The 25943-nt window shown below is 67.7% G+C and carries 29 protein-coding genes; 11 read left to right on the forward strand and 18 right to left on the reverse strand.

Annotated features, from left to right (window positions below):
* The first annotated feature begins 48 nt into the window (after positions 1 to 48).
* Complete coding sequence (locus tag GN153_RS09215; protein ID WP_159901913.1) at positions 49 to 255, forward strand: helix-turn-helix transcriptional regulator; 207 nt, start codon at positions 49 to 51, stop codon at positions 253 to 255.
* Positions 256 to 481: 226 nt separating this feature from the next.
* Here the strand turns inward: GN153_RS09215 and GN153_RS09220 are convergent, their stop codons facing one another.
* The 4 genes from GN153_RS09220 to GN153_RS09235 form a co-directional block, all read right to left on the reverse strand.
* Positions 482 to 2350 carry a hypothetical protein gene (locus GN153_RS09220; protein ID WP_159901914.1) on the reverse strand — a complete coding sequence of 623 codons (1869 nt, stop codon included), beginning with the start codon at positions 2348 to 2350 and terminating at the stop codon, positions 482 to 484.
* 530 nt (positions 2351 to 2880) lie between these two features.
* On the reverse strand, positions 2881 to 3186 hold the full coding sequence (locus tag GN153_RS09225) for an ArsR family transcriptional regulator (protein ID WP_159901916.1): 306 nt from the start codon (positions 3184 to 3186) through the stop codon (positions 2881 to 2883).
* Between the two features lie 191 nt (positions 3187 to 3377).
* Positions 3378 to 4385, reverse strand: coding sequence for a tyrosine-type recombinase/integrase (locus tag GN153_RS09230; protein ID WP_159901918.1), 1008 nt, complete (start codon positions 4383 to 4385; stop codon positions 3378 to 3380).
* A gap of 174 nt (positions 4386 to 4559) precedes the next feature.
* Positions 4560 to 4979 carry a universal stress protein gene (locus GN153_RS09235; protein WP_159901920.1) on the reverse strand — a complete coding sequence of 140 codons (420 nt, stop codon included), beginning with the start codon at positions 4977 to 4979 and terminating at the stop codon, positions 4560 to 4562.
* A gap of 138 nt (positions 4980 to 5117) precedes the next feature.
* Here GN153_RS09235 and GN153_RS09240 point away from each other — a divergent pair, with 138 nt between their 5' ends.
* Entirely contained in the window at positions 5118 to 6374 is a 1257-nt protein-coding gene (locus GN153_RS09240; protein WP_159901922.1) for an acyl-CoA dehydrogenase family protein, read from the forward strand.
* Positions 6375 to 6513: 139 nt separating this feature from the next.
* Entirely contained in the window at positions 6514 to 6885 is a 372-nt protein-coding gene (locus GN153_RS09245) for a hypothetical protein (RefSeq protein ID WP_159901924.1), read from the forward strand.
* Positions 6886 to 6920: 35 nt separating this feature from the next.
* Here the strand turns inward: GN153_RS09245 and GN153_RS09250 are convergent, their stop codons facing one another.
* From GN153_RS09250 to GN153_RS09260, 3 genes are all read right to left on the reverse strand, one after another.
* Entirely contained in the window at positions 6921 to 7712 is a 792-nt protein-coding gene (locus GN153_RS09250; RefSeq protein WP_159901926.1) for a phosphatase PAP2 family protein, read from the reverse strand.
* A gap of 162 nt (positions 7713 to 7874) precedes the next feature.
* Positions 7875 to 8159 (reverse strand): translation initiation factor eIF-1A, encoded by a 285-nt coding sequence (locus tag GN153_RS09255; RefSeq protein WP_159901928.1) that lies wholly within the window; start codon positions 8157 to 8159, stop codon positions 7875 to 7877.
* Between the two features lie 155 nt (positions 8160 to 8314).
* Positions 8315 to 8785: a YbaK/EbsC family protein gene (locus tag GN153_RS09260; protein WP_159901930.1), complete on the reverse strand. Its 471-nt coding sequence runs from the start codon at positions 8783 to 8785 to the stop codon at positions 8315 to 8317.
* Positions 8786 to 8902: 117 nt separating this feature from the next.
* Here GN153_RS09260 and GN153_RS09265 point away from each other — a divergent pair, with 117 nt between their 5' ends.
* From GN153_RS09265 to GN153_RS09280, 4 genes are all read left to right on the forward strand, one after another.
* Positions 8903 to 9403, forward strand: coding sequence for a hypothetical protein (locus GN153_RS09265; RefSeq protein ID WP_159901932.1), 501 nt, complete (start codon positions 8903 to 8905; stop codon positions 9401 to 9403).
* 385 nt (positions 9404 to 9788) lie between these two features.
* On the forward strand, positions 9789 to 10130 hold the full coding sequence (locus tag GN153_RS09270; RefSeq protein ID WP_236544780.1) for an ArsR/SmtB family transcription factor: 342 nt from the start codon (positions 9789 to 9791) through the stop codon (positions 10128 to 10130).
* 1 nt (position 10131) lies between these two features.
* A complete protein-coding gene (locus tag GN153_RS09275) occupies positions 10132 to 10449 on the forward strand; it encodes a DUF7521 family protein (RefSeq protein ID WP_159901936.1) in 318 nt (105 codons plus the stop codon).
* A 289-nt stretch (positions 10450 to 10738) separates the two neighbouring features.
* On the forward strand, positions 10739 to 11752 hold the full coding sequence (locus GN153_RS09280) for a CPBP family intramembrane glutamic endopeptidase (protein ID WP_201287837.1): 1014 nt from the start codon (positions 10739 to 10741) through the stop codon (positions 11750 to 11752).
* Between the two features lie 112 nt (positions 11753 to 11864).
* Here the strand turns inward: GN153_RS09280 and GN153_RS09285 are convergent, their stop codons facing one another.
* Together GN153_RS09285 and GN153_RS09290 are read right to left on the reverse strand one after the other, a co-directional pair.
* Positions 11865 to 12452, reverse strand: coding sequence for a YbhB/YbcL family Raf kinase inhibitor-like protein (locus GN153_RS09285; protein WP_159901938.1), 588 nt, complete (start codon positions 12450 to 12452; stop codon positions 11865 to 11867).
* Between the two features lie 41 nt (positions 12453 to 12493).
* Positions 12494 to 12793: a hypothetical protein gene (locus tag GN153_RS09290; protein WP_159901940.1), complete on the reverse strand. Its 300-nt coding sequence runs from the start codon at positions 12791 to 12793 to the stop codon at positions 12494 to 12496.
* Between the two features lie 93 nt (positions 12794 to 12886).
* On the opposite strand from GN153_RS09290, the gene GN153_RS09295 reads away from it, so the two are divergent.
* Positions 12887 to 13378, forward strand: a complete 492-nt coding sequence (locus GN153_RS09295; protein WP_159901942.1) for a hypothetical protein — start codon at positions 12887 to 12889, stop codon at positions 13376 to 13378.
* Between the two features lie 18 nt (positions 13379 to 13396).
* Here GN153_RS09295 and GN153_RS09300 read toward each other — a convergent pair whose 3' ends face one another.
* Entirely contained in the window at positions 13397 to 13573 is a 177-nt protein-coding gene (locus tag GN153_RS09300) for a glycine zipper domain-containing protein (protein WP_201287838.1), read from the reverse strand.
* A 118-nt stretch (positions 13574 to 13691) separates the two neighbouring features.
* Positions 13692 to 13877: a hypothetical protein gene (locus GN153_RS09305; RefSeq protein ID WP_159901946.1), complete on the reverse strand. Its 186-nt coding sequence runs from the start codon at positions 13875 to 13877 to the stop codon at positions 13692 to 13694.
* 139 nt (positions 13878 to 14016) lie between these two features.
* Here GN153_RS09305 and GN153_RS09310 point away from each other — a divergent pair, with 139 nt between their 5' ends.
* Positions 14017 to 14676 carry an NAD-dependent epimerase/dehydratase family protein gene (locus GN153_RS09310; RefSeq protein WP_159901948.1) on the forward strand — a complete coding sequence of 220 codons (660 nt, stop codon included), beginning with the start codon at positions 14017 to 14019 and terminating at the stop codon, positions 14674 to 14676.
* Positions 14677 to 14689: 13 nt separating this feature from the next.
* Here GN153_RS09310 and GN153_RS09315 read toward each other — a convergent pair whose 3' ends face one another.
* From GN153_RS09315 to GN153_RS09325, 3 genes are all read right to left on the reverse strand, one after another.
* Positions 14690 to 16174 carry a carotenoid oxygenase family protein gene (locus tag GN153_RS09315; protein ID WP_159902256.1) on the reverse strand — a complete coding sequence of 495 codons (1485 nt, stop codon included), beginning with the start codon at positions 16172 to 16174 and terminating at the stop codon, positions 14690 to 14692.
* A 582-nt stretch (positions 16175 to 16756) separates the two neighbouring features.
* Positions 16757 to 18106: a cytochrome P450 gene (locus GN153_RS09320; protein ID WP_159901950.1), complete on the reverse strand. Its 1350-nt coding sequence runs from the start codon at positions 18104 to 18106 to the stop codon at positions 16757 to 16759.
* An 87-nt stretch (positions 18107 to 18193) separates the two neighbouring features.
* Positions 18194 to 18835 (reverse strand): alpha/beta hydrolase, encoded by a 642-nt coding sequence (locus GN153_RS09325; protein ID WP_159901952.1) that lies wholly within the window; start codon positions 18833 to 18835, stop codon positions 18194 to 18196.
* A gap of 216 nt (positions 18836 to 19051) precedes the next feature.
* Here GN153_RS09325 and GN153_RS09330 point away from each other — a divergent pair, with 216 nt between their 5' ends.
* Together GN153_RS09330 and GN153_RS09335 are read left to right on the forward strand one after the other, a co-directional pair.
* Positions 19052 to 20596 carry a phosphoenolpyruvate carboxykinase (ATP) gene (locus tag GN153_RS09330; RefSeq protein ID WP_159901954.1) on the forward strand — a complete coding sequence of 515 codons (1545 nt, stop codon included), beginning with the start codon at positions 19052 to 19054 and terminating at the stop codon, positions 20594 to 20596.
* Positions 20597 to 20698: 102 nt separating this feature from the next.
* Positions 20699 to 22282: a hypothetical protein gene (locus tag GN153_RS09335; RefSeq protein ID WP_159901956.1), complete on the forward strand. Its 1584-nt coding sequence runs from the start codon at positions 20699 to 20701 to the stop codon at positions 22280 to 22282.
* A gap of 35 nt (positions 22283 to 22317) precedes the next feature.
* Here the strand turns inward: GN153_RS09335 and GN153_RS09340 are convergent, their stop codons facing one another.
* The 4 genes from GN153_RS09340 to GN153_RS09355 form a co-directional block, all read right to left on the reverse strand.
* Positions 22318 to 22665 carry a tRNA-binding protein gene (locus GN153_RS09340; RefSeq protein ID WP_159901958.1) on the reverse strand — a complete coding sequence of 116 codons (348 nt, stop codon included), beginning with the start codon at positions 22663 to 22665 and terminating at the stop codon, positions 22318 to 22320.
* Positions 22666 to 22736: 71 nt separating this feature from the next.
* On the reverse strand, positions 22737 to 23768 hold the full coding sequence (locus GN153_RS09345; protein WP_159901960.1) for a dipeptide epimerase: 1032 nt from the start codon (positions 23766 to 23768) through the stop codon (positions 22737 to 22739).
* Positions 23765 to 24763, reverse strand: a complete 999-nt coding sequence (locus GN153_RS09350) for an aldo/keto reductase (RefSeq protein ID WP_159901962.1) — start codon at positions 24761 to 24763, stop codon at positions 23765 to 23767. Before GN153_RS09350 ends, GN153_RS09345 begins: the two co-directional genes overlap by 4 nt.
* 61 nt (positions 24764 to 24824) lie before the next feature.
* Positions 24825 to 25931 carry a polymer-forming cytoskeletal protein gene (locus GN153_RS09355; protein ID WP_159901964.1) on the reverse strand — a complete coding sequence of 369 codons (1107 nt, stop codon included), beginning with the start codon at positions 25929 to 25931 and terminating at the stop codon, positions 24825 to 24827.
* Positions 25932 to 25943: the final 12 nt, after the last annotated feature.

Genomic DNA, 25943 nt, shown 5'->3' on the forward strand with positions numbered 1-25943 from the left:
GCATTTGTTCATAAGACTAATGCACGCCCGCGCCCGAACAAGGAACTAATGGCAGACATTGACCTCAGTCCGACCGACCGCGCCATTCTCGAAATGCTCCGGGAGGGTCGCGCCACACCGGCCTACATCGCCGCCGAGACCGACTACTCGCGCCAGCACGTCCGCAACCGACTCCAGCGTCTAACGGAGCACGGGTACGTCACACGGCTCCACAAGGGCCTCTACGAGCTGGCAGACGACCCCGAACAGGGGTGAATACAGGAGGGGGCGTGGGTTAGAACACCGTACCCGAACGCTGGCCCGTGTCCGATGGTGCCCACCTCGATAAAATGCACCAAAATCCAAACGCAAAGGCGGTTTAGTCAACGAGGCGGTACTGTTCGGGGAAGCAACGAACGCGGTCGGCGGGGCTTCCTTGCTACTCCCGAGTTCTGGAACCCGGGTTGAACCCGGACACACCCCATATTGTATAGTATATGGCCTATGTCGGGGTGGTGTGCCCAAAGGTAACGTGACCGTAGGGAATGGCCTCCTCAGCACGGAGGTTCCAATACCGATACCCAATCCCCTCCCCCAGATGCTTTCTGCCAATGTACCCGTACTCCGCTAACGTCTTGAGATTGCGTCTCACCTGCCTCGGGCTGAGTTCGACTACCGGGTTATCAACAATGTCGGATGTTTTCCACTCCGTACCCGACGCTTTAGAGCCGATGGCGGCCAGGACTTGTTCCATTCCGTTTCGATTGCCGGTATCCCATTGGTGGACATTGACGTGCTGATAGGATACTGGAACCCATTCCGGAAGAGCCCCAGTATGGACGTAGACGGTCGCACCTCGTGTGCCATCAACTTCCTCTCGTCCAAACCGCAGGACTGCCTGCAATACCTCGTTTTCACGCAGCCCGTGTAGGAATCTATCCCCAAAGTCGCCGTATGAGCGTTTGACTCCCCTTTCCCCATTCCACTCAATCGATTCGCCTGCCAATGCCCCGAGCAATACCAATTGTGGGTCACCGGGCGCAGGGGAACCGGCTATCACACCTAAGCGTATCTCTCCAAAATCGTTCATCCCCTTAATATCGTAGTAGTGTCCAATCCGGTCGATGTGGCGTAGCGCATCCGCTTCTTCGTACTGCTCAATTGCCTTCTTGCTGGTGATGAGCGATGGGCTGCTGCTCTCTCGTTGCTCGATGGCAGCGAAGAGCGCTCTGTCCTTTGAGCGGCTGACCCATTTTCCACTATTATACGGCTTTATATCACCAGTTGTCTGAATGATGGTCAGGCCGAGGCCGTCTCGCACATATCTTCCTTTGTCTTTGTCGTTAAGAACCGGCACAGATTCCATCTGGTCACCGAGTACCAGCCGCCACAACTCTACAGTCGGGGTGCCGTCAAGTGCCACAATACTCTCCGAGGCCGTCAAATCCGGACGGCGGAGAATGGTTAGTTCCCCATTTGAAGGGTTGCGTGCCGTGACTTCGCCTGTTGGAAGTTCTGTCCGTTCCCAGCCGTTTTCAAGTTCGTGGCAAGCAAGAAGCGCGTAGGTCAACCGAGCGCCGTCAGGGTGAATGGGATAGAGCCCATCTCGTAATTCACTGCTCTGCTCAACTCTTAAGCCTGGGTTTCGGTCGTTGAACCATTCGATAGCCTTGGCAACCAGACTGAGGTCCCCGCAGCTTACAATGTCCTTGGCGAACCGGAAGGGAATGTCTTCGTGCTGCTGAAGATAGTCACCGACCGCTGAGGTAACAGCATTAGCATCGAACGTGGTCATATATTCCCCTTCCGGAAATTCGTCTATGGCCAAATACCGGCCTGCAATCCTCTCACGAACGTACGAGTGCCTGTAGTGTCCAATCAATACATCAATATCACCGGTCTCAGTTGAGTGGGCCTCACAGTAGGGACACGCACCCTCCCGCTCGCAGGGGAGTTCCTTGCCGAATAATTCCGACGCGTGGGTGTGAATGCTCCTGCCGCCCGTGTCAGTGCCTTCATACGCCTCGGTGACACGGTCGGCCCACTCCTCGCCGTATTCGCCACTTGCAGTCGGGCAGTCGTGGTGGAACGATGGGAGTATATGATAGGTCAGGCCGTGGTCCTTGCACCACCCAGCATATTCCTGGTACAGGTCACGTCGGGCGGTCAGGACGGTGAGCGGCTCCCCTGTCTTCGCCGCCCATCGGATGACACCCGAGCTCTTTCCCATTGCCGGAAGCGCGTCCAAGAGAACGGGCGACGGGTTCTGAAATGCCTCGACAATGGCTTTCTCGCAGAGACTGCGTGCCGTGTTGAGAATCGTTGTGTAGTCAGAATCGGTACCGCTCGGCAATTGGGTGTTTGAGCTCATTCTATTTTTCACCTGAAAGCCAAATTTGGCCAGTAGGAGTTCAGCAACTCAAAGATGCGATTAACCGGCAGCCCGGGAGAATCGCTCTCTCACTATTCTATTCTCATAGTATATCTTATATTTATTGGCATATGGCTGCCTTTAGATACAATTTGAATGCCTGGTGCGTGTTGCGACCGTGGCAGAGAGCTAATATGACGAGCGGGCCCCACAGATAATAACCATAAGTAATTAAATTGCTGCCGGGCTCATACAATCACTCCTGGTCGCAACCGTTTAGTTGGTTCTCCTGTCTACCGGTGCTCCGCTGCTGTTGCTTCGTCGTAATGGTTCCTTGCTATATCCAGGGCCGAGCCGGAACAACCGGGAAGCTCAACTGGAGATGGGCTTCAAAAGCTGTGCTGAATGGGGAGCGGGGTCTTGCGACGGGACAGGTGTTCCATACAGAGCGTGTACGCAGCAGTCGGCCTTCGTTGGTTTCAGCCCGGTTTTGATGAATCAGCCGGTCAGTAGGCGTGCAGATTGAGGACTCACAGCCAGTCGTCGGGGAGTTCATCGGCGTGGTTGTGTAACAACTCAAGAAGCGGTCGGATTTCGTCGAATCTTGGTCCCCTCATTACTTCGTGAGTGTCCCGATTCCAGAGGATGAATCCCGCCTCTTCCAACTGAGGGAGGTGTACGTGATAGAATTCTATCTGAAGAGCCTCCAGCGATTTCTCCCCCTCGTGAACATCCTCTGGAACAACTATGGAGTCTCGCTGTGGATTGTGTTCGAGTAAGGCGACGAGTAATCGCCGGCGATGAGCATCCGCTAACGCCTGGAAATACTCGTCCATTTGCCCCAAACATATTGGACTGTTAATACAAGTGCGTTCCGCATTAACCATCAGGTGTCGTCTCCGTATCAACCGATTTGGATAGGACTGATTCCGGCACCCCACGGTGACCGATACGCGTGCTCTCGGTAACGCTCTGTTGAATACACCCTTACTGTCAGTCCCGGGGGTTGCAAAGGAGCCCGAATGAGCTATATGTCTTTCAGGTGCCCTCTCCTGCGTTCGGCTTTTTCGTCGTAAGAGCCCTTGTCGTAGTGCTTTTCGAGGATTTTCCCACTCATATTGACCCGTTCACCGGTAACGTCCTTTGGCTGTCCAGCGTTACGGGCAGCAGTGACGTATCCCCTCCTGAGCGCGTGCGGGCTGACTGAACCCGGACACTTGCTGGCTTGGTCGAACCGCGTTGCTTCGCAGGCGTCGGGTTCTTTGCCGAATGGGCAGTCGCCGTTGTTGTAGGTACAGGGCCGGGTAGCAGTGTAGACGTACTTTTGGATGGTAGTCCGGGCAACCCTTCCTTGGTCGCTGGCAATCAGTGGTCTCCTGCCGCTATCGTCTTCGACGTTGGGGCGCCCGTTTTCGATGTAGTCTGTTATTGTGTCGGCCACCTCAGGCTGAATGAGAACGTCGCGCTGGCCCTTGGATTTCTTTTTGAGTGGCGTTCTGCTTTCAGGTCTGTGCCGTAGTTCGAGCGCGGGCCTGCCGTCATCGAAGTCTTCTACATCAAGTGCCCGAAGACCGCTGATTCTCATTCCCGTTTTCCAGAGTATGAGGACGGACAGGTGCCGGTTGCTGAGATAGTCGTATTTCCCGAGGTAGTCCAGAACGGCTTGAGCTTCTTCGCGGGTCAGGAGTTCTTCGCAGATTTCGTCTTCTTCGGAGACCTTGGGGATTCGGATAAGTTCATTCAGCCCGACCGGAACCGCCTGGATGGTCTCGCAGAACTCAATGAAGTTCTTGATTGTCCGCATATCGTTGCGGGCGGTTATCGGCTTCACGTTGTCGAGGCGGTGTTCTTTGAATTGGTCTATGGTATCTGAGTCCACGTCTCTGAACTCGGTGTACCCGTTGTCGGTGAGCCAGTCCACGAATTGGCTGGTCGCGGTGTCGTAGTTGTATAGGGTCTTGTCGGTGACGTGTGAGCGTTTTTCTTTCAGGTAGCGAGTCTTGGCGTCGTGCGGCGGGATTGGTTTCAGTTCCATTGGCGCAAACCTCTGCTCACGGTACCCGAGCACGAAGCGTCTGTAAGGAGCGTAACCGCCCGAGGGCGTTAGCCCGAGCGGCGGGGCCGAGGGTTCAAATCCCTCCACCGGCTTTCTGCGACGACCAGACGCGAGGAGTGAAATCTACGACTGTGACGAAGGTCCAAAGCCGCTTCACCGGACGACGGTCACCGGAACGGGAGACCGGCGGAACACCTTCTGTGCGACGTTCCCAACCAGAAGCCGGTCGGCCAGGGACCCGCCGTGGCTCCCGAGTACGACCGCGTCGTACTCCCCGACACGGTTCAGGATCGCCCGTGCCGGATGGCCGAACTCGACCTCGGTGTCGACCTCGACACCGTACTCGGCGGCGAGTTCCCTGGCGGGAGCGAACACCGCCCCGGCACGCTCCCGGGCGGCACTGTCGGGGTCGTCCTCGAGGGCCAGCCCCGTCGCTTCGCCGCCCATCAGCGACGGACCGCCGACGACGTGCAGGACGGTCACCTCGGCGTCCGGGTGGTTCTCGAGGGCGTATTCGAGCGCGCGCCGGGCCATCTCCGAGTCGTCCATCGGGACGAGGATCCGGGAAACCATGTGAACACTACGGTCAGAGCACCGATAAAGGGGCGGACGGGCCGGGGCTCGGGGCCGGGGTCGGCACCGGCCCACCCACTCTTCGGGCGCCCGGGTGTGCCACAGGCTTACAATCCCCCCCTACGAAGTGGACGTGTCATGGAATACCACGACCCGGAGAAAGCACAGCAAGTCGCGAGCCGCGTGGAGGCGTTCATGGAGGAGGAGGTCCTCCCCCGCGAGCGGGAGGCGCTGCGGACCGGCAACCGCGTCTCGATGGACGAACTCGAGGAGTACTGGGAGATGGCCAAAGAGCGGGACATCTTCGCCCCGCAGGCGCCCACGGAGTACGGCGGGCAGGGGTTCGAGTTCCGGAACATGCTTCCCTCCTTCGAGCAGGTGGGCCGGTCGCTGTTCGGCGCGCTCGCCATCCGCGCGAACGCCCCCGACGAGGGGAACATGCACACGCTGGAGATCGGCGCCAACGAGCGCATCAAAGAGGAGTACCTCCGGCCGCTGGTCCAGGGCGAGAAGTGGAGCTGTTTCTCGATGACCGAGCCGATGAACGGCGGCGGGTCGGACCCGAAGATGCTCCAGACCACCGCCCACAAGGACGGCGACGAGTGGGTCATCAACGGCCACAAGTGGTGGTCCTCGCAGGCGAAGATCGCCGACTTCCTTCTGGTGTTCGCCCGCACGGACCACGATGCCCACCCCTACGAGGGCTCTTCGATCATCCTCGTGCCCAAGGATACTGATGGTGTCGAGATCGTCCGCAACTACGGGGTGCTGGGCGGGCACGGCGTCATGGAGACGGAGTTCGGCCACGCCGAGATCAAGTACGACAACGTCCGCGTCCCGGTCGAGAACACCATCGGCGAGGAGGGCGGCGGCTTCCGGCTCGCCCAGCTTCGGCTGGGTGGGGGCCGGCTGACCCACTGCATGCGCTACTCGGGGATGGCCGAGCGGGCGCTGGACATCGCCAAGGCCTACATGGCCGAGCGGGAGGCCTTCGGCGAGCCGCTGTCGAACAAGCAGGCGCTGCGCCACCGGATCGCCGACGCCGAGACGAAACTCCACGTCGCCCGGACGGCCTCCCGGCACGCCGCCCGCGAGCTCGACCGCAGCGACGCCCGCATCGAGGTCGCGATGGCCAAGACCTTCACCGCGAACGTCACAAACGAGATCATCGACCTGGCGGTGCAGTGCTGTGGCGGCAACGGGATCGCCAAGGACCTGCCGCTGGCGCACTTCTACGAGGACGTGCGCGCGTTCCGGATCTTCGACGGCGCCGACGAGGTCCACCGTCGCACCATCGCCCGTGACGCCTTCGAGGACCTCAAGACCGAGGAGGTCGAGCACGTCCTCCGGTTCGACCCGCCCCAGAGCCGGACGGCCGCCGCCGACGACGACTGACCGGGCAGCCGACGACCGGTCAGCATTCGCCCGCCACGCCCGTGCCGAGGCGGGGACGGTCCGTGTGATCGTCCCGCAAATGAAAAGCGCGGTTTGAGCTTACGTTGCTCCTTTGATATGCCCCCGGGAACGTGTACGTATGCACTCGAACGAGTCCAGGGGCCGCCCGGCCGGGAGCGTCGAACGCGCCGGCGGACGGCCCGGCGGCGCGTCGGTCGACACCGAGGACGTCCACCTCCGGAACTACGACCCCTTCAGCGAGTACGACCTCACGGTGACGGTCAGCGACGAGAGCGGCAGACGGGTGTTCCGGCGGCGCTACTACTTCCAGCCGGGCGAGGTCGAAAGCGAGCGCGGCCTGCTCGAGCCCGGGACCTACGAGGTGACCGTCGAACTCGACAACCGCCGGCGCGAGACCGCGACCTGCCGCGTCGGGCCGGACCCGGACCGGACGGTCCACGTCGAACTCGGCAACGGCACCGTCAGCGTCACCGAGGGGCTGTACGGCTGACCCCGGACCGGGATGGCCCGCTCCGTAGCGGAGTGCTACGACCCCCGGAGCGACGGCGCCGTCGACGGCCGGCGAACCAGCCACAGCCCGAGGCCGCCGGCGGCTCCGAGCAGCCCCAGCAGGCGCTCGAACCCCGGCGAGAGCGCCAGCGCGACGGCCGCGAGCAGGGCCGCGCCCGCGAGCGCCGGGGCCGGCGAGCGGGTGTCGGCGCGGCCGGCGTCGGTGGTGTCGGAGGTCCGGCGCTCCGCGCCGAGCCGCCGGCCGAGCGCGAGCAGCGTCCCGAGCACGGCGAGCCCGAGCAGGACGCCGGCGACCACGTCCACGAGGTAGTGCACGCCGATGACGACCCGCGAGAGCGCGACCGTCGTCACGACCGCCGCGGCGGCGGCGTAGCGCAGCCGGCGCGTCCCCGCCCGGAGGAGCACCGCCATCCCGCCGTAGACCGCCGTCGCCGCCGTCGCGTGCCCGCTGGGGAAGCCGTAGCCGTCGGCGGTCACCATCGCCTCGTAGACCGGCGACGCTGCCGGCGGGAGCCACGCGGGCAGGACGGCCGTCCCCGCGCCGGGCGGACGGGGAAACGCGAAGGCGGACTTGAGGGCAGCGGCGGCCGCGTAGGACCCGACTGCCAGCGCCAGCAACAACAGACAGTCGCGGAACGGCATCGGAGTGAATCCCGGAGCCGCGCCGCCGCGTGCCCGCCAGTAGAGAGCCCCGATGGCGAGCAGCAGAAACCACATGTCCCCGAGCTGGGTGAGGAGGCCGCCGGCGGCGACGACCGCGTCGGGAAGCGAACCGGCGAACTCGACGCCACCGATACCACGAGTCACGCCCGCCGGTCGCCCGCGCACAGACTAAGCGCTGTTGTTCCCGGCGCGGTTGTTCCAGGCTCCTGCCGTTACCCCGGTGTCGCCGCTCCTGGGCCGGTGTCGTCCGAAAAAACGGGCTCCCGTCGGTCAGCTTTCGCCGCGAGGTGCCTGCCGGGGCTTCGGTCAGTCGATGTGGCCTTCTTCGCGCAGCTGGGCGGCGTCCTTGCTGTCGTAGCGCCACTCGATGTTGGCCTTCTCGTCCTGCCAGTCCCACGGCTCGACGAGGACGATGTCGTCCTCCTCGATCCAGGTCCGGTACTTCATGCGGCCGGGGATCCGCCCCATCCGCTCTTTCCCGTCCTCGCAGCGGACGCGGACGTGGTTCCCGCCGTCGTGGCGGGTCACGACCGCGAACAGCTCGTCGTCGTTGGGCATCCGGAGGTTCCGGCGCCCGTCTGTTTCACTCACACCTCAAGTAAGTGACGGCGTGGGATAAACACTCCGTAATCCGCGGTAGCGTGTCACACGTCTGAGAGTAACTGTGGCCGGCGGGTCCGTGCGGGAGCTTGTCCGGGCCCGTCCGTGATGGCCGCGCTGAGCGGGTCCGGTCGGCGGGCCCTCGCTCAGCCGGTCACGTCCGCAGGGATGGCGTCGGCGGCCTCGACGAGACGGTCGGGCGCGAGCGGAAAGAGCGTCTCGGGGGTTCCGGCGGCGGCCCACACCTCCTCGTGGGAGAGCAGCGTCTCGTCGATGAGGACTTCAGGGTCGCCGTCGTGACAGAAGGGCGGGACGCCCCCGACGCTGTAGCCGGTCGCCTCGGTGACCTCCTCCGGGTCGGCCATCCGCACGTCCGCCGCGTCGAGGACGTCGGCCAGCCGCCCCTCGTCGACGCGGTTGGCGCCGCTCGTGACCACGACCACCGGCGTCCCGTCGGCGACGAAGACGAGGCTACTCGCGACCTGTGCGAGGTCACACCCGACCACGTCGGCGGCCTCGGCTGCGGTTTCGGTCCCTTCCGGGAACTCCTCGATGTCGATCTGGAGGCCGTACCGCTCCGTTGCCTGGCGTCCGAACTCGGCGGCGCGCTCGTCCATGGGGACACCATCCGCCGCCGGTAAAAGAAGGCTACTCTCCGGCCCGGCCGCGGTGTCTCGCGGGTCCTCGGTGGAGGGCCACAAGAGGGATAATCGGCCACGCCCTGACCGGACAGCATGTCACGAGGGGCCGGCGTCGACGGCCGCGACGAGCCCGCCCGGGACGGCGACGACCACGCCGAGTTGCTCTCCACGCTCGACTCCCACGACCTCGCGCTCGGGATGGACCTGGTGGAAGCCAGCGAGTCCGGCGCCTTCGAGTTCGAGCCCGACGCCGACCCGGCGGAGGCGTTCCCGCAGTCGGTCGCCAGCGGCGGCCCCACACCCACGGGTGTCATCCTCTGGACGCGGGTCCATCTCGAGGGCCGGCTCGCCCCGGACTCCGAGTACCACTGCCGGTTCAGTTACGACGGCGTCCCCTCCCGTCCCGGACGGTATCGGACCTTCCCCCGTCCGGACGACCACGCCGACTCGGTCCGTTTTGACGTACTCACCTGCCAGAACGACCTGAAGCAGCCTCGAAACAGCCAGATCCCGACTATGACCTCCTCATCGGTAACTTCGAAGTGGTCGAATCAGGGACAACGGTCGTGTGTAGCGACGGGGAAGAATACGTAGCCGATGGCCCCTCCGTTTCGAGTCTGATGTCCGAAACAGGGTATGACGACACCCCCGGGTACGAAGGTGCTGTCGCCGGCAAGACGCTTCCGTCAGCACTCGAAGCTTGGCGAGCCACCCCGATACCCATGAACTGATTTCCCCGTGCCGTTGTGTAGAGAGTAACTGTTCTTTGATGCAAACATCCCCCCTGTCTCGAGTAGCTACCGGGACCTCACCTCGCCGGAGGGAGGGGGTGCCAACCGTTCTGTGACACTCCCATCCGTATCTGAACTGTGAGTACGTACGTCAACGGCGGTTTCTCGTGGCTTCACTGACTGAAGCCAATCAGAACGCCTGGAACGGCACAACACCTATTGACACGACAGGAGATGCACCAATCATCGTGTCCGACGTGCGAGACCCCGAAGCCCTCGCAGACCTCTTGGGCGATGAGTGTGCGCGCACGATCCTTGTTGAAGCGAAGAGGGAGCCCCGCTCGGCGGAGGAGCTCAGCGACTTTGCAGGAGTTTCCGAACCGACGGTCTACCGGCGGCTGGAACGCCTCCGCGAGTACGATCTGGTTACCGAAGACATCCAGCCTGTCACCGACGGAAAGAATTACAAGCTCTATCGGACGGAACTCGACGGAATTGAACTCGACCTCAGCGAAGACGGCTTCGAGGTCACGGTCTCACGTCGGGAACGGATGGTCGACCGCTTCACACAGTTCGTAGAGGGAACCTGACATGCTCGATACGCCGCTCCAATTGATCGACCTCGAAACGCTACGAACAGTTCGGCAGGTGAGTGAGCTGATCCCTATGATCCTCGGACTGGCGATCAGTTACCTCGCCTACACCGCATACCGGCAAAACCGGAGTCGTCCGATGCTATACGTCGCAGCCGGGTTCGTGTTAGTACTGTTTGTTCAGCTTCCGCTGAGTCTGATACTGCTCTATCTGCTGGAGCTTCCAACTCCGGTTCTCAACAGCATCGTTCAGATACCCGAGTTCATCGGGCTAGGACTGATTCTCTACGGACTGTGGGTGCCGCGTCGGGACTGACCTGGCGGCTCACATCCGTGTCTATGACAGGTGGCCGAACGAGCACTAACCGTGTGTTATCGTCGATAAATTCTCGTGTGTAGCCCGGTTGAGGGGCGAGCAGACCAGGCGACCTCGGCGACATCAACACTGGCCTCAAGTGCATACCGGAGTCGTATAGATATTCCACATCTGGTGGGTGTCGACATTCTTGGGGAACTCCGTCCAGCAGCCCCAGCAGGATGTTAGCTTCAGCGAGTGAAGCCAGCAAAACCGCCCTTTTCTCATGCGTCCATATCTTCAGGTGTCGATGACCGAAGCAGATACCGACACCAACTTCGAACGAACCGCATCCCGGTCGGCCGATGACGACCGGCGAGCCGATCGCGGTGGAATCACGGGACACGTCGCCTCCGTGCTGTGGAATCGAACCGAGAATCGCCCCCGTGCACTCTGGCGGATCCTCGGAGTGTACGGCGCCTCGTTCGTGGGGATTTTCGTGCTCCCGGCGCTGGCGCTCGCGGGAACCGAACTCCCGCCGTCGGTGGCCGGAGCCGCCCAGAACCTCATCGCTGCCCTTACCGGGCTCCTCATGGCGGTTGGTGTCGCGAAGTACGTCGACCGGCGACCGTTGACCGACTACGGACTCGCGTTCAGCCCGTCGTTCCTGAAGGACTTCGGCGCTGGCAGCGTCATCGCCCTGGCGGGGATGGCGGTGGCACTCCCCGCGAGTCTGATCGCCGGGTGGGCGACCGTCTCCGAGGTGTTCTCGGGTGGCGTCGGTACGAACGTGTTGCCGTTTGCCGCCGCGTTCGGAGTGTACACCATCCAGTGGGCGTTTACAGCCTTCTGGGAAGAACTGGTCTTCCGGGGTATCATCCTGACGAGTGCCGTCGAAGGGTTCCAGAGTCGGTGGCTGTCCGACCGTGGCGCGGTCGTGGCAGGGGTGGTGGCGTCCTCGCTGATATTCAGTCTCGGGCACTTCCCGGGTACGCTGGAAAAGTTCGGATTCCGGCTGGCTTTAGGGCTCCTTCTCGGGGCCGCGTACGTGTGGACCGACTCGCTGGCGCTGCCGATCGGCCTTCACTTTCTGGTCAACTTCGCGATGAACAACATCTACGGCCTGTCGAACTTTCTTGAGGCTGCGGAAACAGCGATGCTGATCCGGCCGACGTTCACCGGCCCGGCACAGTTCGTAGGGGTGTACGGGGCAGTCAACGGCGCAGCGGTGCTCTGTGTCGCTGCGCTCACTGTCGGATACGTTGCCCTCCGGAACGGCGATCTTGGGTCGCGGCTGTCGTCGGCGTACCTACAGCGAGACTGACCCGAACAGCCACCCGCAACCGACGAGTGGTCGTAGCCACTGCCAGTTTCCGGCCCCGTGGAAATGGATCAGGGAGTACCAGTAGGAGCCGCGCCCGCCGGGAGAGGCCGGGTCAGCCCGTCTGCGTCCCCCCGGCGGGACGCGTGTACGTGACGCTGATGCGCGTGCTGGCGAGCTGCGCCCGGGTGACCGCATCCGCGGCGGCCTCGGCGGGCGTGCCGCCCTCGAGGTCCAGCGGCTCCTCGAGCGCGAAGGTGTCGAACAGCAGGGTGGTCTCCCGGCCCAGCGGCGGACAGGGGGGGTCGTATCCGGGCTCGGTGCCGGGCTGGCTGCTCTGTCTGGCCCCGTTCAGGCTATCGACCGTCGCCGTCCGCGGGACGCCCTCGGGGACCCGCTCGGTGTCCGCCGGGAGATTCCACAGCACCCAGAACAGCGGCTTGTTGAACACGCCCAGGTCGGCCTCGGCGACGACCGCGAGCGCCGCCGTCGGGTCGGGCGTCGACTCGACGGTCAGCGGCGGCGACACCCCCTCACCCTCGCAGGCGTACCGGTCGGGGAGCCGCCCGCCGTCGGTGAGCGCGGGGCTGGAGACGCTCAGGGGCGCCCCGCCGGACGCGCGGCGCTGGACACAGCCGGCCAGGCCCGCAAGCCCGCCGGTCGCCAGCCCCCCCAGCGCCGCCAGCAGCCGTCGGCGTCGCATACCTCAAGGAAGGGGCCGAACGGGTCCTGTCTTTCGCTTTCCTACCGCAGCCAGTCGAGAAGCATCCGGAACTCCTCGACCATTCCGTCGACGACCTGCATCGGCCGGAAGCCGGCGTCGGGGTTCTCGGCGGGCTCGAACCCCCCCAGGTCCTCGCGGGGAACGGCCAGGACGCGGCCGGTGTTCACGCGACGGCCGTCCGCGTCGCTCACCTCGAGTAGCCGGACCGTGTCGTCACCCCCGCCGTTTCCGGCCGTGCCGACGACGCGGTAGACCCCCTCCGGGTAGTCGGCGTCGACGGGGCGGTAGTGGTCGTAGGGCTGTGGGTCGGGGTCGGACACACCCGCCGTTCGAGCGCCCGAGGGCAAAAACCGTCGGCCTCCGGCCGGCCCGGCCACAGAACCGACTTGTTGCTGGCCGCCCTATCCCTGCCGATGCCAGGCAACGCCGACCTCGGTGCGTTTGGCGAGAGCGACGACCCGGCCGACGACGCGCCGGCGGACGCGGCGGTCTGTACGGTCGCCACCCAGACCGAAACCTTCCAGCGTTGCCGCGAGGGCTTTTACCCCTGTCCGCGCTCGTACCCCCGAACCGACCGCGAGTTCGACTACATGGCTTTCTACCGAACGGCGCCCACCTCCGCCATCACCCACTACGCGCCAGTCACGGACCGCACGCTCGAACGGGCCGACGAGGCCGGCAGCGAGGGGGCGACGATGGACGACGGGGACTGGCGGGACCTGATCGAACCGTTCTCCGAGGAACGGGAGGTCGTGGTCTTCCACCTCGGTAACCTGGTCGCGCTCGACTCCCCGGTAGTCAACGACCTGACCGGCGTTCGGGGCGCGTGGTACCACACCGCCGGAGACCTCCGAGCGGCCGCGTCGCTGTCGGAACTCTCCGGGCGGGCAGAACGGACACCCTGAGCGTGACGCGACCGCGGTTCAGGGTCCGAGCCTGTCGCGGGCGCTACCGGCGAGGTAACCCGTCGCGCCGCCGAAGCCCGCGCCGATGCCGGCGCCAAAGGGGCCGAGCCGGCTGCCAAGCGCCGCACCGACGCTGGCACCCATCGACGCGCCACGCTTTGCGTGCTTGTCCTTCGACCGCTTGCAACAGGGCATACCCATGGGTAGGGCTGGACGCTCAAAACGGTTCGGCCGCGGCGGCCGGGGCCGGGCGGTCGGCCCGGCGGTCAGGGGCCAGTTCCTCCGCGTGGGCCGGTGCGCACGAGCAGGGGTGTTACTCCCCGGAGTTGACGAACAGGACGACGAGTGCGAGAGCCGAGGTCGCTGCGAACAGCGGAAACGGGTTCCCGGTCTGTCCCGTGTAGTAGGTGGCACCCAGCACCGCCAGGATCCCCAACAGGGACGCTCCGACCTCGACACGCCTGTCGACGGCAACCGTCGGGAGGGCAGTTTCGGACATCGGATCGGGCCTGACGTGTCGGTGGTTTAGCAGTTGCCCTTTCCCGGCGGCGTGTGGGTCCTTGCCGCCCGAGCCAGCCCGCGCAGTAGATGGCCCCGCGGCATCTGAACCGTTTTGTCCGTCCGGGCCAACCCCAGGTATGCACATCCTGGTGACCGGCGGCAACGGCTTCATCGGGCGGCAGGTCTGCCGGCGGGCCGTCGAGGCGGGCCACGAGGTGACCAGCGTCGCCCGCAGCGGACCGCCCGACCCCGGCAAGCGCGGGGACTGGGCCGACGACGTGGCCTGGATCGCGGCCGACGTCTTCTCCCCACACGAGTACCGCGAGCACCTCCGGGGGGTGGACAGCGTCGTCCACTCCATCGGGATCATCGCCGAGCAGCCGGGGGCGGGCGTGACATTCGAGCGGGTCAACGGCGACGCGGGCATCCTTGTCGCGCTGGAGGCCGAGCGGGCGGGCGTCGACCGCTTCGTCTACGTCTCCTCCTCGACGACCCCGCCGACGGTCAGAAGGGCCTACATCGAGGCCAAGCGCCGCGCCGAGGCCGCCGTCGAGGGGCTGGACATGGAGACTGTCGTCCTCCGGCCCGGCCCCGTCTACGGCCCCGACCAGCCACACTTCCCGCCCGTCCTGAACCGCCTGCTCGCCGCCGTCGGGCGCTTCGAAGTCGTCGCCGGACAGTTCGGCGACGACCGGCCGCTGTCGGTCGAGACGGTCGGCCGGGCCACCTACGCCTGCGCCGTCGGGGACGAGGTCGAGGGCCGCCTCGACGGCCCTGACATCGCCGCCTACCGGTGACCGAGTCGCCCGGTCACTCGGGAAAGAACCGCCCGTGGAAGCCGAAGGGATGGTGGTGCGGGAGCGGGGCGCGGGCCAGTTCCTCCAGCGTGCGGGCGTCGAAGACCAGCAGCATCGACCGCTCGGCGTCGACGTCGAGCGCGGGCGCGAGCACGACGCCGCGGTCCTCGTCGTCTCCCCAGTCCTCGTCGTCTGCCTCGCCGTCGGCGGCGTCGCCGTCCCCCGGACCACCCTCGACGGGGTCGCCGGCCTCGGGGTGACGAACCACTCGCGGTTCCTCGACGTAGACCCCGCGCTCCCACCATTCGCGGGCGCTGCCGGTCTTCGTGTCGACCTTCACGAGGCCGTTCGCGCCCTCGCGGTCGGTCGCCTGCCCGTAGGCGTAGCGGTACTCGCGGGCCCGGACAGCGCGGGGGACCGTCGGGAGTTCCATCCCGCCGTCGTAGAGCCGTTCGCGGGTGACCGCGCCGCCTGAATCCCCGCCGGATCCGTCGCCCCCGCCGGGGTCGACCCGGTAGCGGGCCAGCCGGCCCGCCGGCACTCCCGGAAAGCCCTCCGCCTCGAGGGTGTCAAGCGCGAGCGCGTCGACGATGCCGTCGTCCTCGAAGTCGACGATGTCGAGAACGGTCTCGGAACCGTCCTCGTAGGCGTTGACCGCGTGGAAGCTGAAGGCGTTGGGAGCCGGGACCGCGCGTACGTCGCCGGTCTCGCGGTCGACGAGCAGGACCCGCGCCCCGCTCTCGGGGCGCCAGTCCAGCATCTCGAAAAAGCCCTCCGTGAACGGGGAGAGCGCCCGGAGGATGGCGATCCGCAGCGGCGTCTCCACGAGCACCACGTGGTCGGCGGTGACCGCGCAGTCGTGGATGTAGGCGGGCTCGTCAGTGGGGATGGAAGCGACGAGTTCGCGCCGGCGCTCGCCGCGGGGGATGCGGTAGACGTGGTACTCGTGGGTCCGGCCGAAGGTGAGCCCGAAGCCGAAGAGGTCCCCCGAGCGGGGGTCCTCGCTGAGGTGGGCCGTCGTCATGTCGAGGTCGAGGCCGTCCTCGAAGGCGAAGTCGCCGCGGCTGTGGAGGCTCCCGGGGTCGAAGCTCACCCACCGGGGCACCTCCGTCAGCGCGACGTGCTCGCCGCCGATGCGGGCGACGTGGACGTTGGCGTTGTCGGTCGGTTCCGGGGGTCCGAGCCGGCGCAGCCACCCCAGGACCTTCCCCAGGCCGCGCTCGTCGGTCCCGAACTGCCCGGTCGCCTGCCCAGCCTGCGCGTCGGCGTAGGCCTCCGTGCGGAGAAAGCGGTTTGTGTACCGGACCTGGCCGTCCGCGAAGTCGTACTTCCGGAGCATCGCCAGCCCGTCGAACCAGTGGGTGAGCCGCTGACCGCCGGCGTCGAACTTTCCGGGCCCGTTGCGGACCAGCGAGCCCGACAGCCACTCCGGGATGGTGCCCTGGACCGGGAGCTGGTAGTTCTCGACCTCGGCATCCAGCGAGCGAAACCCCGGCATGAAGGCGGCGTCTGGCACGCGATCACCTGAGGGCGCCGGGCGTATAGCTGTGTGGGGAGTGGAACCGAAGTGCGTGTTGAGAAGTCCCGGGTCCGGGAGAGCCGAGCACAGCAAGAAAGCCCCCGGGCGCTCGTCGGCTGCGCCTCGCTGCGCTCCTCAGTCGCTTCGCTCCTTGCGGTGCTTGCTTCGTCTCGCTCGACGAGCGCCCGGCCCCTTTCAGTCCCGCCCGATACCACATACCTCCCCAGCCGACTGCGGTGTCTGCTCACGAGCCTCCGGCCCGTTCGCACGGGCCGAGGCGCCGCAGGCGCCTCGCGGCTCGCTCGCTCCGCTCCTCATCCCTCGCGCAGTGTCGTCGCGGCACGGGGCCGCGACAGCGCGCGCCCGATTCAACTGTCTAGATCGGGCGGGACTGAAAGGGGCCGCTCGCTCGGCGCCTGAGACGACGCAAGCACCGCAAGGAGCGAAAGCGACTGAGGAGCGCAGCGAGTCGCAATAGCCGAGCGAGCGGGGGCTTTCTTGCCGTACTCCATACTCTCGACAGCTGCATTGTTCGGCCGAATACCGGATCCGCCTCGACCCTCACTCCACCCGCGAGAGCGTCGCGTCGACGCCGTTGCCAGGCCGAAGCGTCGGCGTCACCGTCAGGTTCGAGAGCTGGTCCCGGGGAACATCGAGGTCGAAGTCCTTCACCAGCGTCGCAAGCGCGACCCGGGCGCCGTTGATAGCGAACCCGCGGCCGATACAGGAGTGGGGGCCGCTGGCGAAGGCGAAGTACGGGCCCTGGCCGCTCGGGTCGCGGTCGTCCCACCGCGAGGGGTCGAACTGCCGGGGGTTCTCGAAGTAGCGGCCGTCCCGGTGGACCGACCACTGGGGCATGAGCACGAGCGCCCCGTCGGGGACGTGGTACTCCCCGAGTAGCTGGTCGCCGTCGGCCTGCCGGAAGACCGACCAGGCCGGCGGGTACAGCCGCAGGGCCTCGGTGAACACCTTCCCCGTGTAGGTGAGGTCGGCGGCGTGCTCGTAGCCGGGCTCGTCGTCGCCGATGACCTCGCGGGCCTCGGCGCGGACCCGCTCTCGAATTTCGGGGTGCCAGGACAGCAGCGTCTGGGTGTAGGTCGTCCCCAGCGCCGTCGTCTCGTGGCCGGCGATCAGGAAGGTGACGACCTGGTCCCGGAGGTGGTTCTCGGGGTACTCGCGGTCGCCGGATTCCTCCGCCAGCATGAGGAAATCCAGCATGTCACTCGGCGGGCCGGCAGGGTCGCGCTCGGCCCGCTTGGTCTCGATGATCTCCTCGCCCATCCGGCGCAGGCTCGCGGCCATCTCCTCGGTCTCGTCGGGGAGGCGACGGGGGAACCACTCGGGGGTGACCGTCGTGGTCGAGATCTCGAACTCGACGGCCGCCTGCTTCATCAGTTCGTGGAGCTCGGCGGCACGGTCGGGACCGATGTCGACACCGAACAGGGCCTCCGTGGCCGCCCGGACCGTCACGCTCGTCATGTCGCGGTGCAGGTCCCGGTCGGGCTCGCCGGCCGCGACGGCGTCGTCCCACTCCCCGCGGAGCCGCGCCGCCCCCTCGCCGACGGCGTCGACGTAGGTCTCCAGCGGCCCGCTGCCAAAGCCCGGCGAGACCGCCGTCCGCTGGTCGCGCCAGAGCTCCCCCTCTGTCTGGACGAGCCCGTTCTCCGAGATGAGCGCCGCCGCGCCCGAGGCGGGCAGGCGGGTGAAATCGTCGACCTGGGCCATGGCCTCGTGACACAGGTCGGGGTTCGTCACGACGACGATGGAGGGGCCCGCCGGGACGTCCACCTCGGCGAGGTCGGCGTAGCGCGACTGGATCCCCTCCACGAAGCGGAGCGGGCTGCGCGCGAAGCGCAGGGCGTTGACGATGCCGGCCTCGGGCGGACGCGGGGGGCTGCGTCCCTGACTCATAGCCACTAGTACGGCTGTACGAAAATGACTGTTCGGGTCCGCGGGAAGGCGCGCGGACCGGGGCGTCGACGGCCCCGGGCTGGCCGGTCAGTCGACCATCCCCGCGACCAGCTCGCGGACGTGAGCGAGTTCGTCGGGGACGACCGTGTGGCCCATCCCCTCGTAGACCTCCTCGGTCACGTCGGCCCCGAGTGCCGCCAGCGCCTCGGCGGTTTCGTGGACGCGCTCGACGGGGATGTGCGGGTCGACGTCGCTACAGCCGAGGAAGGCGGGCGTCCCGTCCAGCGACCCCTCGTAGTCGAAGTCGGTGCCTTCCGGGCCGATCAGCCCGCCGGAGAGGGCGACGATACCGCCGTACCTGGTGGGGTTACGCGCCGCGTACTCGGTAGCGAGACACGCCCCCTGCGAGAAGCCGCCGACTGCGACGCGCTCGGTCGGGACGCCCGCCCCGGTGAGCCGCTCGGCTGTCCGGCCGACGGTGGCGAGCGCCCCGGAGAGGTAGGGCTCGTTCGAGTCGATTGGCGCCATGAAGGAGTTGGGGTACCAGGTGCCGCGGACGGCCTGTGGGGCGAGGTAGGCGACGCCGTCGACGTCGACCTGGCGGGCGATGTCGAGCATCGACTCCGCCCGCGCCCCGCGGCCGTGACAGAGCACCACGCCGGCGCGGGCGTCTTCGGGCTCGGCCCCGGCGGTCCGGACGGGCTGGCCGGCGTGTGGGTCGTCGGTCATCGCCGCTCCGCGTCGGCTGTCGGCTGGCGTGCGTGCATACCCCTCCGTCGGTCCGCGGGGGACAAAAGCGGGCCGTGACCCGCCCGTTACCGACCTGGAAGCCAGGTGGTAGGTCCCGGGAAACGCCCGCGAACGTCGGGAAGGCGGCGTGTAAGCACGACCCACGGGGCGAACGATTCCGTAGCTTTATTCGGGTCGCTGAACTGGAGAGGGTACATGGCGCGTCAACGGGCGGAGCAGGCCGGACTACACGAGGAATTCCCCGACCCGGCGGCCGCACCGAACGTGACGTACGAGCCGACGTTCGCCGAGCTCCGCGAGTTCGCCGAGCACGACGAGACGACCACGGAGTTCGGGAGCCCGGCCTACGTCAGCGAGCAGAAGTCCCGCAGCGCCGACCGCACGAAAAACCTCGTCGACCACGAGTTCGACGAGGCCGACTGGGACGCCATCGACGCGGCGCTCGAGGTGGCGGACGAACGCGACCTGGTCTGCCTCGACCGGCAGGTCGGCCGCCACCACGAGACCTCCTTCGTCTGCCGGCTCTTCGTCCCCCGCGAGTTCGCCCGGATCGCCCTGGCCTGGGGGAAGCTCATGGAGCCCGCGCCAGAGGGCGCCGAGCCGGACTTCCAGACGCTCCAGCTTCCCGAGTGGGAGAAGCGGCGTATCCGCGTACTCCCCGAGGCCGGACTGACCTTCGTGCTCGGCAGCGACTACACCGGCGAGGCCAAGAAGTCCTTCCTCCGGCTGTACATGTACCGCGCGAAACAGCGGGGTGGACTGGGGATCCACGCCGGCACGAAGCGGCTGTTCATCGACCACGAGACCGACGACGGCGACGAGGAGGGGAACGGTGACGACGGCCTGACCACGGTCGGGCAGGCCTTCCTCGGGCTGTCGGCGACCGGCAAGTCGACGCTGACCGGCCACCGCTGCTGGCTCGACGACCCCGAAGGGGCGGAGATGCTCCAGGACGACGTCTGTGCCCTGCTGCCGGACGGGACCGTGGCCGGCAGCGAGGGCGCGGGGCTGTACATCAAGACCATCGGGCTCGACCGGGAGGAACAGCCAGCCCTCTACGACGCCGCCACCGATGACTCGGCGGTCTTCGAGAACGTCGACGTCGCCCCGGACGGCAGCGTCGACTTCGACGACGGCTCGCTCACCACGAACGGCCGGGCGGTCATCCGGCGAGCGTGTCTGGACAGCGCGAGCGCGGACATCGACCTCGACCGGCTCGACCAGCTGTTCTTTATTACGCGCAACCCCCTGATGCCGCCGGTCGCCCGGCTGGACGACCGCCAGGCTGCCGTCGCCTTCATGCTCGGTGAATCGATCCAGACCAGCGCCGGCGACCCCGACGCCGCCGGCGAGGCCATCCGCGTGGTCGGGACCAACCCCTTCATCGTCGGCCCGGAGGGCGAGGAGGGTAACCGCTTCTACGAGCTGGTCCGGGACAACGACATCGAGACCTTCCTGATCAACACCGGCCACGTCGGGCCCGGGGAGGCGGACATCGGCGTCGAGGACTCGGTGAACATCCTCACCAGCGTCGCCCGCGACGAGGTCGACTGGCGGGCAGACGACCGCTTCGGCTTCGAGGTACCCGAGGACGTCCCCGGCGTCCCCGTCGGGGAGCTGTACCCGCCCGACCACTACGACGAGTTCACCGCCGAGCTCGCCGACCTCCGGGCCGAGCGTCGCGCCTACCTCGCGCAGTTCGAGACGCTTGCCCAGGAGATCCGCGAGGCCGTCTACTGACGGACTGGTACACTTTTACTCCCCCGGACCGACCCCCGGGTATGGGTTCGTACGCGCCCGGTCGGCCGCGCCGCGCCGGGACACGGGAGTGGGTGAGCGGCCGTGGATGAGGACGACCTGGGGCTCGTCGCGGAGTCGCTGACCGAGGCGACCGCCGCGGAGTTCGCCGCCCGCGTCGAGTCACAGGCCGCGGACCTGAAGCGGGCCATCGCGGCCGGCGAGTTCGACAGCCCCGGCTTCGCTGTCGGGCTGGAAATGGAGGTCTACGCCGTCGACGGCGACGGGCGGCTGGCGCCGCTCCCCGACCGGGTGTTCGAGGGGGGAGCGAACAAGGAACTCGGCCTGCACAACGCGGAGCTGAACACCGACCCCGACCCCCTCGACGCGGCGGGACTGGCCGCACAGGCCGAGGAGATCCGCGAGCGGACCCAGCGGGCCCGCGAGGGGGCCGACGAGGCCGGGCTGGAGCTGGTGCTGGACGCGATGTGGACGGTGCCGCCGGCGGAGGGTAGCCGGGCGTACCTCGAGGCGACCCGCGACCACGGAGCTGGCACCGGTCCGGAGGGCGAGACCGACGGGACAGGCGAGGCAAGCGAGCCGGACGCGCCGACCGCGGTCCCCGAGAACATGCGCCCGGACCCGCGGTATCTCGCCATCGACGCCGACATCCGGGAGGCGGCCGGCGGCGACCTCCCCTTCGCCGTTCCGGGCGCCGACACGGCCTTCCCGAGTATCCTCTTCGAGTCGCTGGCCACCTCGATCCAGCCCCACCTCCAGATTCCCGACGCCGGGGCCTTTCCCGACTACTACAACGCCGCCATCCGCACGCTCGGGCCCGTGCTCGCGCTGTCGGCGAACTCCCCGTTTCTCCCGCCGGACCTCTATACCGACGCCGACGACCCCGAGGGGCTGGTCGCCGAAACGCCCCACGAACTCCGGATCGAGGTGTTCGAGCAGTCGGTCAACCACACGCCCTCGCCGAAGGTTCGCGTGCCGAGCGATATCGCGGACGCCGGAGAGACCGCCGACCGCGTGGTCGCCGACGACCTGGTCGCTCCCTTCCTGCGGGAATGGCTGGAAGACGGCGAGCGGGCGGGGCTGGAGGACGACCTCTGGGAGTTCACCCACAAGCGCTCGACGTACTGGCGGTGGCTCCGGTGTGTGGCGGGCGGCCAGCCGGTCGGCGGCGGCGACGAGCGCTCGCTGCGCATCGAGTACCGCCCCATCCCCACCCAGCCGACGGTCAGGGACGTGGTCGGGATGCAGGCGCTCACGGCCGGGCTGGTCCGCGGGCTGGTCGCGGCCGACCACCCCATCGCCGAGCTCCCCTGGTCGGCCGCCGAAGAATCCTTCTACAACGCCGTCAGCGACGGGATCCGCGCGGACCTCGCCTGGGTGACCGCGGGCGGCGAGCGCACTGGAAATGCCGACCTGATATTCGACGAGGTGTTCGCCCACGCCCGTCGCGGGCTCCGGGAGGCCGGCCTCCCGGAAGAGGGGATCGAGTTCTACCTCGAACCGGTCGAGGCTCGCCGGTACGCCGCGATGGCGCCGAGCGACTGGAAGAAGCGGGCGGTCCGCGACCGGCTGGCCGAGGGCGCCGACCTCGCCGGAGCCATCACCGGCATGCAGCGGGAGTACATCCGGCTGAGCCGGGAGACCGAGACCTTCGCGGAGTGGCTGTAGCGAGGCCGGGCTGTGGCCGCCCGGGCAGCCACGGGTCAGTACACCCGCGTTCCGTCGGGGATGGAACGCTCGGGCTGGAGGTGGACGACGTCCCCGTCAGCGTCGTCGACGCCCACCACGAGACACTGGCTCTCGAAGCCCGCGATGGTCACCGTTCCGAGGTTGACGACTGCGACGACCTGCCGGCCCTCCAGGTCGGCCCGGCTGTAGTTGTCGGTCAGCCCCGCCGCGGACTGCCGGACCTCCGCGCCGAAGTCGACTTCCAGTTTGTAGACGTCCTTGCGGGCCTCGGGGAACTCCCGGACGGAGCGGACGGTGCCGACGCGCATCTCCACGTCCTCCAGGAACCGTGCGGGGTCGATGTCGGGTTCGTCGATGCCCATGACGGGGGGCGGACCGGCGGGGGCTTGTGCCCGACGGTTCCGGGCCGTCGCCGGCCGCCGCCGGGAGCCCGCTACTCCGCCGGCCGCACGCCCGTCCCCGCGTCGACCGCCCGCAGGTCTATCCGTCCGTCCACGACGGGGACCCCCTCGTAGGGGTCCTCTCCCAGCAGGAGCGCGCCGTCGAGGTCGGCGTAGTCACACAGCGGCGCGAGGTGACAGGCCGGTGCGATGGCCGCGTCGCTGGCGACCATGCAGCCGACCATCGTCTCGAGACCGTGGGCGTTCGCGGCCGCGACCTGTCGCGCTGCGGGTCGAAGCCCCCCGCACTTGCCGAGTTTCGTGACGACGATGTCGACCGCGTCCGCGACCGCGGGGACGTCCGCCGCGGTCACGCAGGACTCGTCGGCCGCCACGGGGAGGTGCCCGGCCTCCCGGACCTGCCGGAGCCCCGCCACCGTCGGGCAGGGCTGTTCGATGAACTCCACACCCTGGTCGGCCAGCCACGCCGCCATCTCGACGGCCCGCTGGGGTTCCCAGGCCTCGTTGGCGTCGACGCGCAGGCGCGTGTCGGGCGCGGCCTCCCGCACCGCGCGGACGCGGGCGCGGTCGTCCTCGGTGCCGACCTTCACTTTCAGCACCCCGAAGCCCGCATCGCTGGCGCGGGCGGCGCGGGCGGCCATCTCCTCCGGGTCCGCGATCCCCACGGTGTAGGAGGTCGGTGGGGCGGCCTCGGGGTCCAGCCCCCACCGGCGGTAGACCGGCTCGCCGGCCCGCTTTCCTGCGAGGTCGTGGACGGCCGCGGAGACGGCCGCCCGCGCCGCCGGAGCCTCGGGTGCCAGGTCGGCAAGCCGGCGGGCGATGGCCTGCTGTGCGTGTGGGTCGCCGGCCTCCTCGACGGCCGTCAGCAGGTCCGGGAGGGCCGCCTCGACGGAGTCGGGCGTCTCGCCGTAGTAGGTGGCGGGTGCGACGCCGCCGATACCGGTGTGTCGGCTGTCGGAGACCCGGACGACGACCGTCGTCGCGGTCTCGGTCGTCCCCCGCGAGATGGTGAAGTCGTCGGCGACGGGGCAGGTCGCCCGCTCGACCGCCGTCTCGAGGCTCATAGGAGGTCCTCGAAGGGGCCGGCCTTCGCCTCCGAGAGCCGGTCGAACTGGTCCGCGCTCAGGTCGACCGTCGCGGCCCGGAGGTTCTCCTCGAGTTGCTCGACGGTCCGGGCGCCGACGATGGGGGCGGTGACCTGGGGGTGCTCGAGCTGCCAGGCGATGGCCACCTGCGCGGGCGTCGCGCCGACCTCCTCCGCGACCGTCCGGACGACGTCGAGCGCGTCGAAGTTCTCCTCGGTCAGGTAGCGGTCCTCCCACCCCTCCGTGTCAGAGGCCGTCGCATCCCCGGGTACGCCGCCGTCGCGGTCGTACTTCCCGGTGAGAAAGCCCTGGGCGAGTGGGCTCCAGGAGGCGACGTCGAGCCCGCGCTCGCGACAGAAGTCCAGAAACTCCCCCTCGATCTCCCGGTTGACGACGTTGTACCGCGGTTGCGTGACCGAGAACTGTTCGAGCCCCTCGCGGTAGGCGATCCCGTTGGCACGGGCGATCCGCCAGGCGTTGGGAGCCAGCGTGGAGGCACCGAGGTGGTGGACCTTCCCCTCCTCGACGAGGGCGTTGAGCGAGCGCATCAGCTCGCGGGCGGGCGTCTCCTCGTCCCAGCGGTGGATGTAGAGGATGTCGATGTAGTCCGTCCGGAGCCGTTCGAGGCTGTACTGCACCTGCCGGCGGACGTGCTTGCGGTTGAGCCCGCCGGCGTTGGGGTCGTCGCCGGTCGGGAAGTAGACCTTCGAGGCGACGACGAACTCGTCGCGGTCGCGCCCGCGGAGCCACTTGCCGATCCAGCGCTCGCTCTCGCCGTCGCCGTAGACGTCGGCGGTGTCGATGAAGCGGCCGCCGGCGGCCGCGTAGGTGTCGAGCAGGTCGGCGGCGGTCTCCCGGTCGACCTCCAGCCGTCCCTGGTCGGTCTCGCGGGCGAACCGCCACGTTCCGAAGGCGATCTCGCTGACCTGCAGCCCCGTCCGCGTCATCGGGACCGCATCGAGTTGCAGGTCCATGCACGCAACACGCCCCCGCCCGAAATGAAGGTTCCCCGGGAGCCCCGCCTCGCTGGCGTCCTCAGGCCGGCTCGCTCCCGGGCGCCGCCTCGGCCGACTCGCCGCCACCTTCCCCGCGGCGGTGTCCGCCACCGCGGCGGAGCGCGAGCGCAGACAGGGCGAGCGCCCCCAGCCCGAGCAGCAGGTACGCGAGGTCGAGCAGCCAGCTCAGCCCGACCAGCGAGACCAGCGCCGGCAGCGCCAGCCCGACGGCGAGCCCGCCCCACAGGGAGTCGTAGCCCGCACGGTCAAGCAGCCAGGTACCGGTCAGGATGGCCCCGTAGACGAACCCGACCCACAGCAGCGGGAAGTAGACGAGCAGCCCGGCGATGCTCACCGGGATCCCGACGATGGTGATGGCGAGGGCGACGAGCACGGCCGGAATGCCGACGAGCGTCCCGAGGCCGACGCCGGCGCTGACCCCCGGCCGGCCGGTTCCGGTGTCGGTCACGCGCCGGGCGAACCGCGGAGCGCCGAGCAGGAGGGCGACCCCGAGCACGGCGTTGGTCAGAAAGGAGAGCAGGAAGCCCAGCGGCCAGGGGATCAGCGAGTCCCCGAGGTCGATACCCCCGACGAACGGGACGTCGACGTCCACGCTGACCCCGTCGACGCGCTCGGTGGTGCCGCCGACCGTCGCACCGTCGGCGATGTCGACCGTCTCGGCGTCGTATCTGACGTTCCCGCCGACCTGGGCGGTGGGACCGAGCGAGAACCGGTCGGCGCCGGCCGCGACGTCACCGTCGACAGACCCGTCGATGCTGACGTCGCCGGCCCCGGTCGACAGCGACCCGCCGACCCGGCCCGACTCGGTGACCGTCACCGCGCCCGCGGCCGCCTCGACGTCGCCCTCGACGGTCCCGCTTATCGTGACCGAGCCCGCCGCGACTTCGACGTCGCCGGTGACGGTCCCGGTGACCAGCACCGAGCCGGCGAAGCCGCTGAGGCTGCCGTCCAGCGTCCCCTCGACCACGACCGTCCCGCCGACGACCGAGATGTCGCCGGTCTGGGTCGTTCCCGGGGGGACGGTGACCGACCCGCCGACCTGCTGGGCGCCAGCCGCGACGGGGACGGTGGCGAGAGCGATGACGAGCACGACGGCCGGGAGCACGCGCCGGAGCGGACGGGCCATGGGACGTTCCCG

The organism is Salinirussus salinus, from assembly GCF_009831455.1.
Lineage (GTDB): Archaea > Halobacteriota > Halobacteria > Halobacteriales > Haloarculaceae > Salinirussus > Salinirussus salinus.

Coding starts and splice junctions, on each gene's coding strand:
- GN153_RS09330 (WP_159901954.1), top strand. CDS start 19,052: ATGGCGCGTCAACGGGCGGAGCAGGCCGGACTACACGAGGAATTCCCC.
- GN153_RS09265 (WP_159901932.1), top strand. CDS start 8,903: ATGTCACGAGGGGCCGGCGTCGACGGCCGCGACGAGCCCGCCCGGGAC.
- GN153_RS09225 (WP_159901916.1), bottom strand. CDS start 3,186: ATGGACGAGTATTTCCAGGCGTTAGCGGATGCTCATCGCCGGCGATTA.
- GN153_RS09340 (WP_159901958.1), bottom strand. CDS start 22,665: ATGGGCATCGACGAACCCGACATCGACCCCGCACGGTTCCTGGAGGAC.
- GN153_RS09350 (WP_159901962.1), bottom strand. CDS start 24,763: ATGGACCTGCAACTCGATGCGGTCCCGATGACGCGGACGGGGCTGCAG.
- GN153_RS09280 (WP_201287837.1), top strand. CDS start 10,739: ATGACCGAAGCAGATACCGACACCAACTTCGAACGAACCGCATCCCGG.
- GN153_RS09325 (WP_159901952.1), bottom strand. CDS start 18,835: ATGACCGACGACCCACACGCCGGCCAGCCCGTCCGGACCGCCGGGGCC.
- GN153_RS09275 (WP_159901936.1), top strand. CDS start 10,132: ATGCTCGATACGCCGCTCCAATTGATCGACCTCGAAACGCTACGAACA.
- GN153_RS09320 (WP_159901950.1), bottom strand. CDS start 18,106: ATGAGTCAGGGACGCAGCCCCCCGCGTCCGCCCGAGGCCGGCATCGTC.
- GN153_RS09215 (WP_159901913.1), top strand. CDS start 49: ATGGCAGACATTGACCTCAGTCCGACCGACCGCGCCATTCTCGAAATG.
- GN153_RS09310 (WP_159901948.1), top strand. CDS start 14,017: ATGCACATCCTGGTGACCGGCGGCAACGGCTTCATCGGGCGGCAGGTC.
- GN153_RS09305 (WP_159901946.1), bottom strand. CDS start 13,877: ATGTCCGAAACTGCCCTCCCGACGGTTGCCGTCGACAGGCGTGTCGAG.
- GN153_RS09245 (WP_159901924.1), top strand. CDS start 6,514: ATGCACTCGAACGAGTCCAGGGGCCGCCCGGCCGGGAGCGTCGAACGC.
- GN153_RS09230 (WP_159901918.1), bottom strand. CDS start 4,385: ATGGAACTGAAACCAATCCCGCCGCACGACGCCAAGACTCGCTACCTG.
- GN153_RS09355 (WP_159901964.1), bottom strand. CDS start 25,931: ATGGCCCGTCCGCTCCGGCGCGTGCTCCCGGCCGTCGTGCTCGTCATC.
- GN153_RS09345 (WP_159901960.1), bottom strand. CDS start 23,768: ATGAGCCTCGAGACGGCGGTCGAGCGGGCGACCTGCCCCGTCGCCGAC.
- GN153_RS09295 (WP_159901942.1), top strand. CDS start 12,887: ATGCCAGGCAACGCCGACCTCGGTGCGTTTGGCGAGAGCGACGACCCG.
- GN153_RS09260 (WP_159901930.1), bottom strand. CDS start 8,785: ATGGACGAGCGCGCCGCCGAGTTCGGACGCCAGGCAACGGAGCGGTAC.
- GN153_RS09240 (WP_159901922.1), top strand. CDS start 5,118: ATGGAATACCACGACCCGGAGAAAGCACAGCAAGTCGCGAGCCGCGTG.
- GN153_RS09315 (WP_159902256.1), bottom strand. CDS start 16,174: ATGCCGGGGTTTCGCTCGCTGGATGCCGAGGTCGAGAACTACCAGCTC.
- GN153_RS09235 (WP_159901920.1), bottom strand. CDS start 4,979: ATGGTTTCCCGGATCCTCGTCCCGATGGACGACTCGGAGATGGCCCGG.
- GN153_RS09285 (WP_159901938.1), bottom strand. CDS start 12,452: ATGCGACGCCGACGGCTGCTGGCGGCGCTGGGGGGGCTGGCGACCGGC.
- GN153_RS09220 (WP_159901914.1), bottom strand. CDS start 2,350: ATGAGCTCAAACACCCAATTGCCGAGCGGTACCGATTCTGACTACACA.
- GN153_RS09300 (WP_201287838.1), bottom strand. CDS start 13,573: ATGCCCTGTTGCAAGCGGTCGAAGGACAAGCACGCAAAGCGTGGCGCG.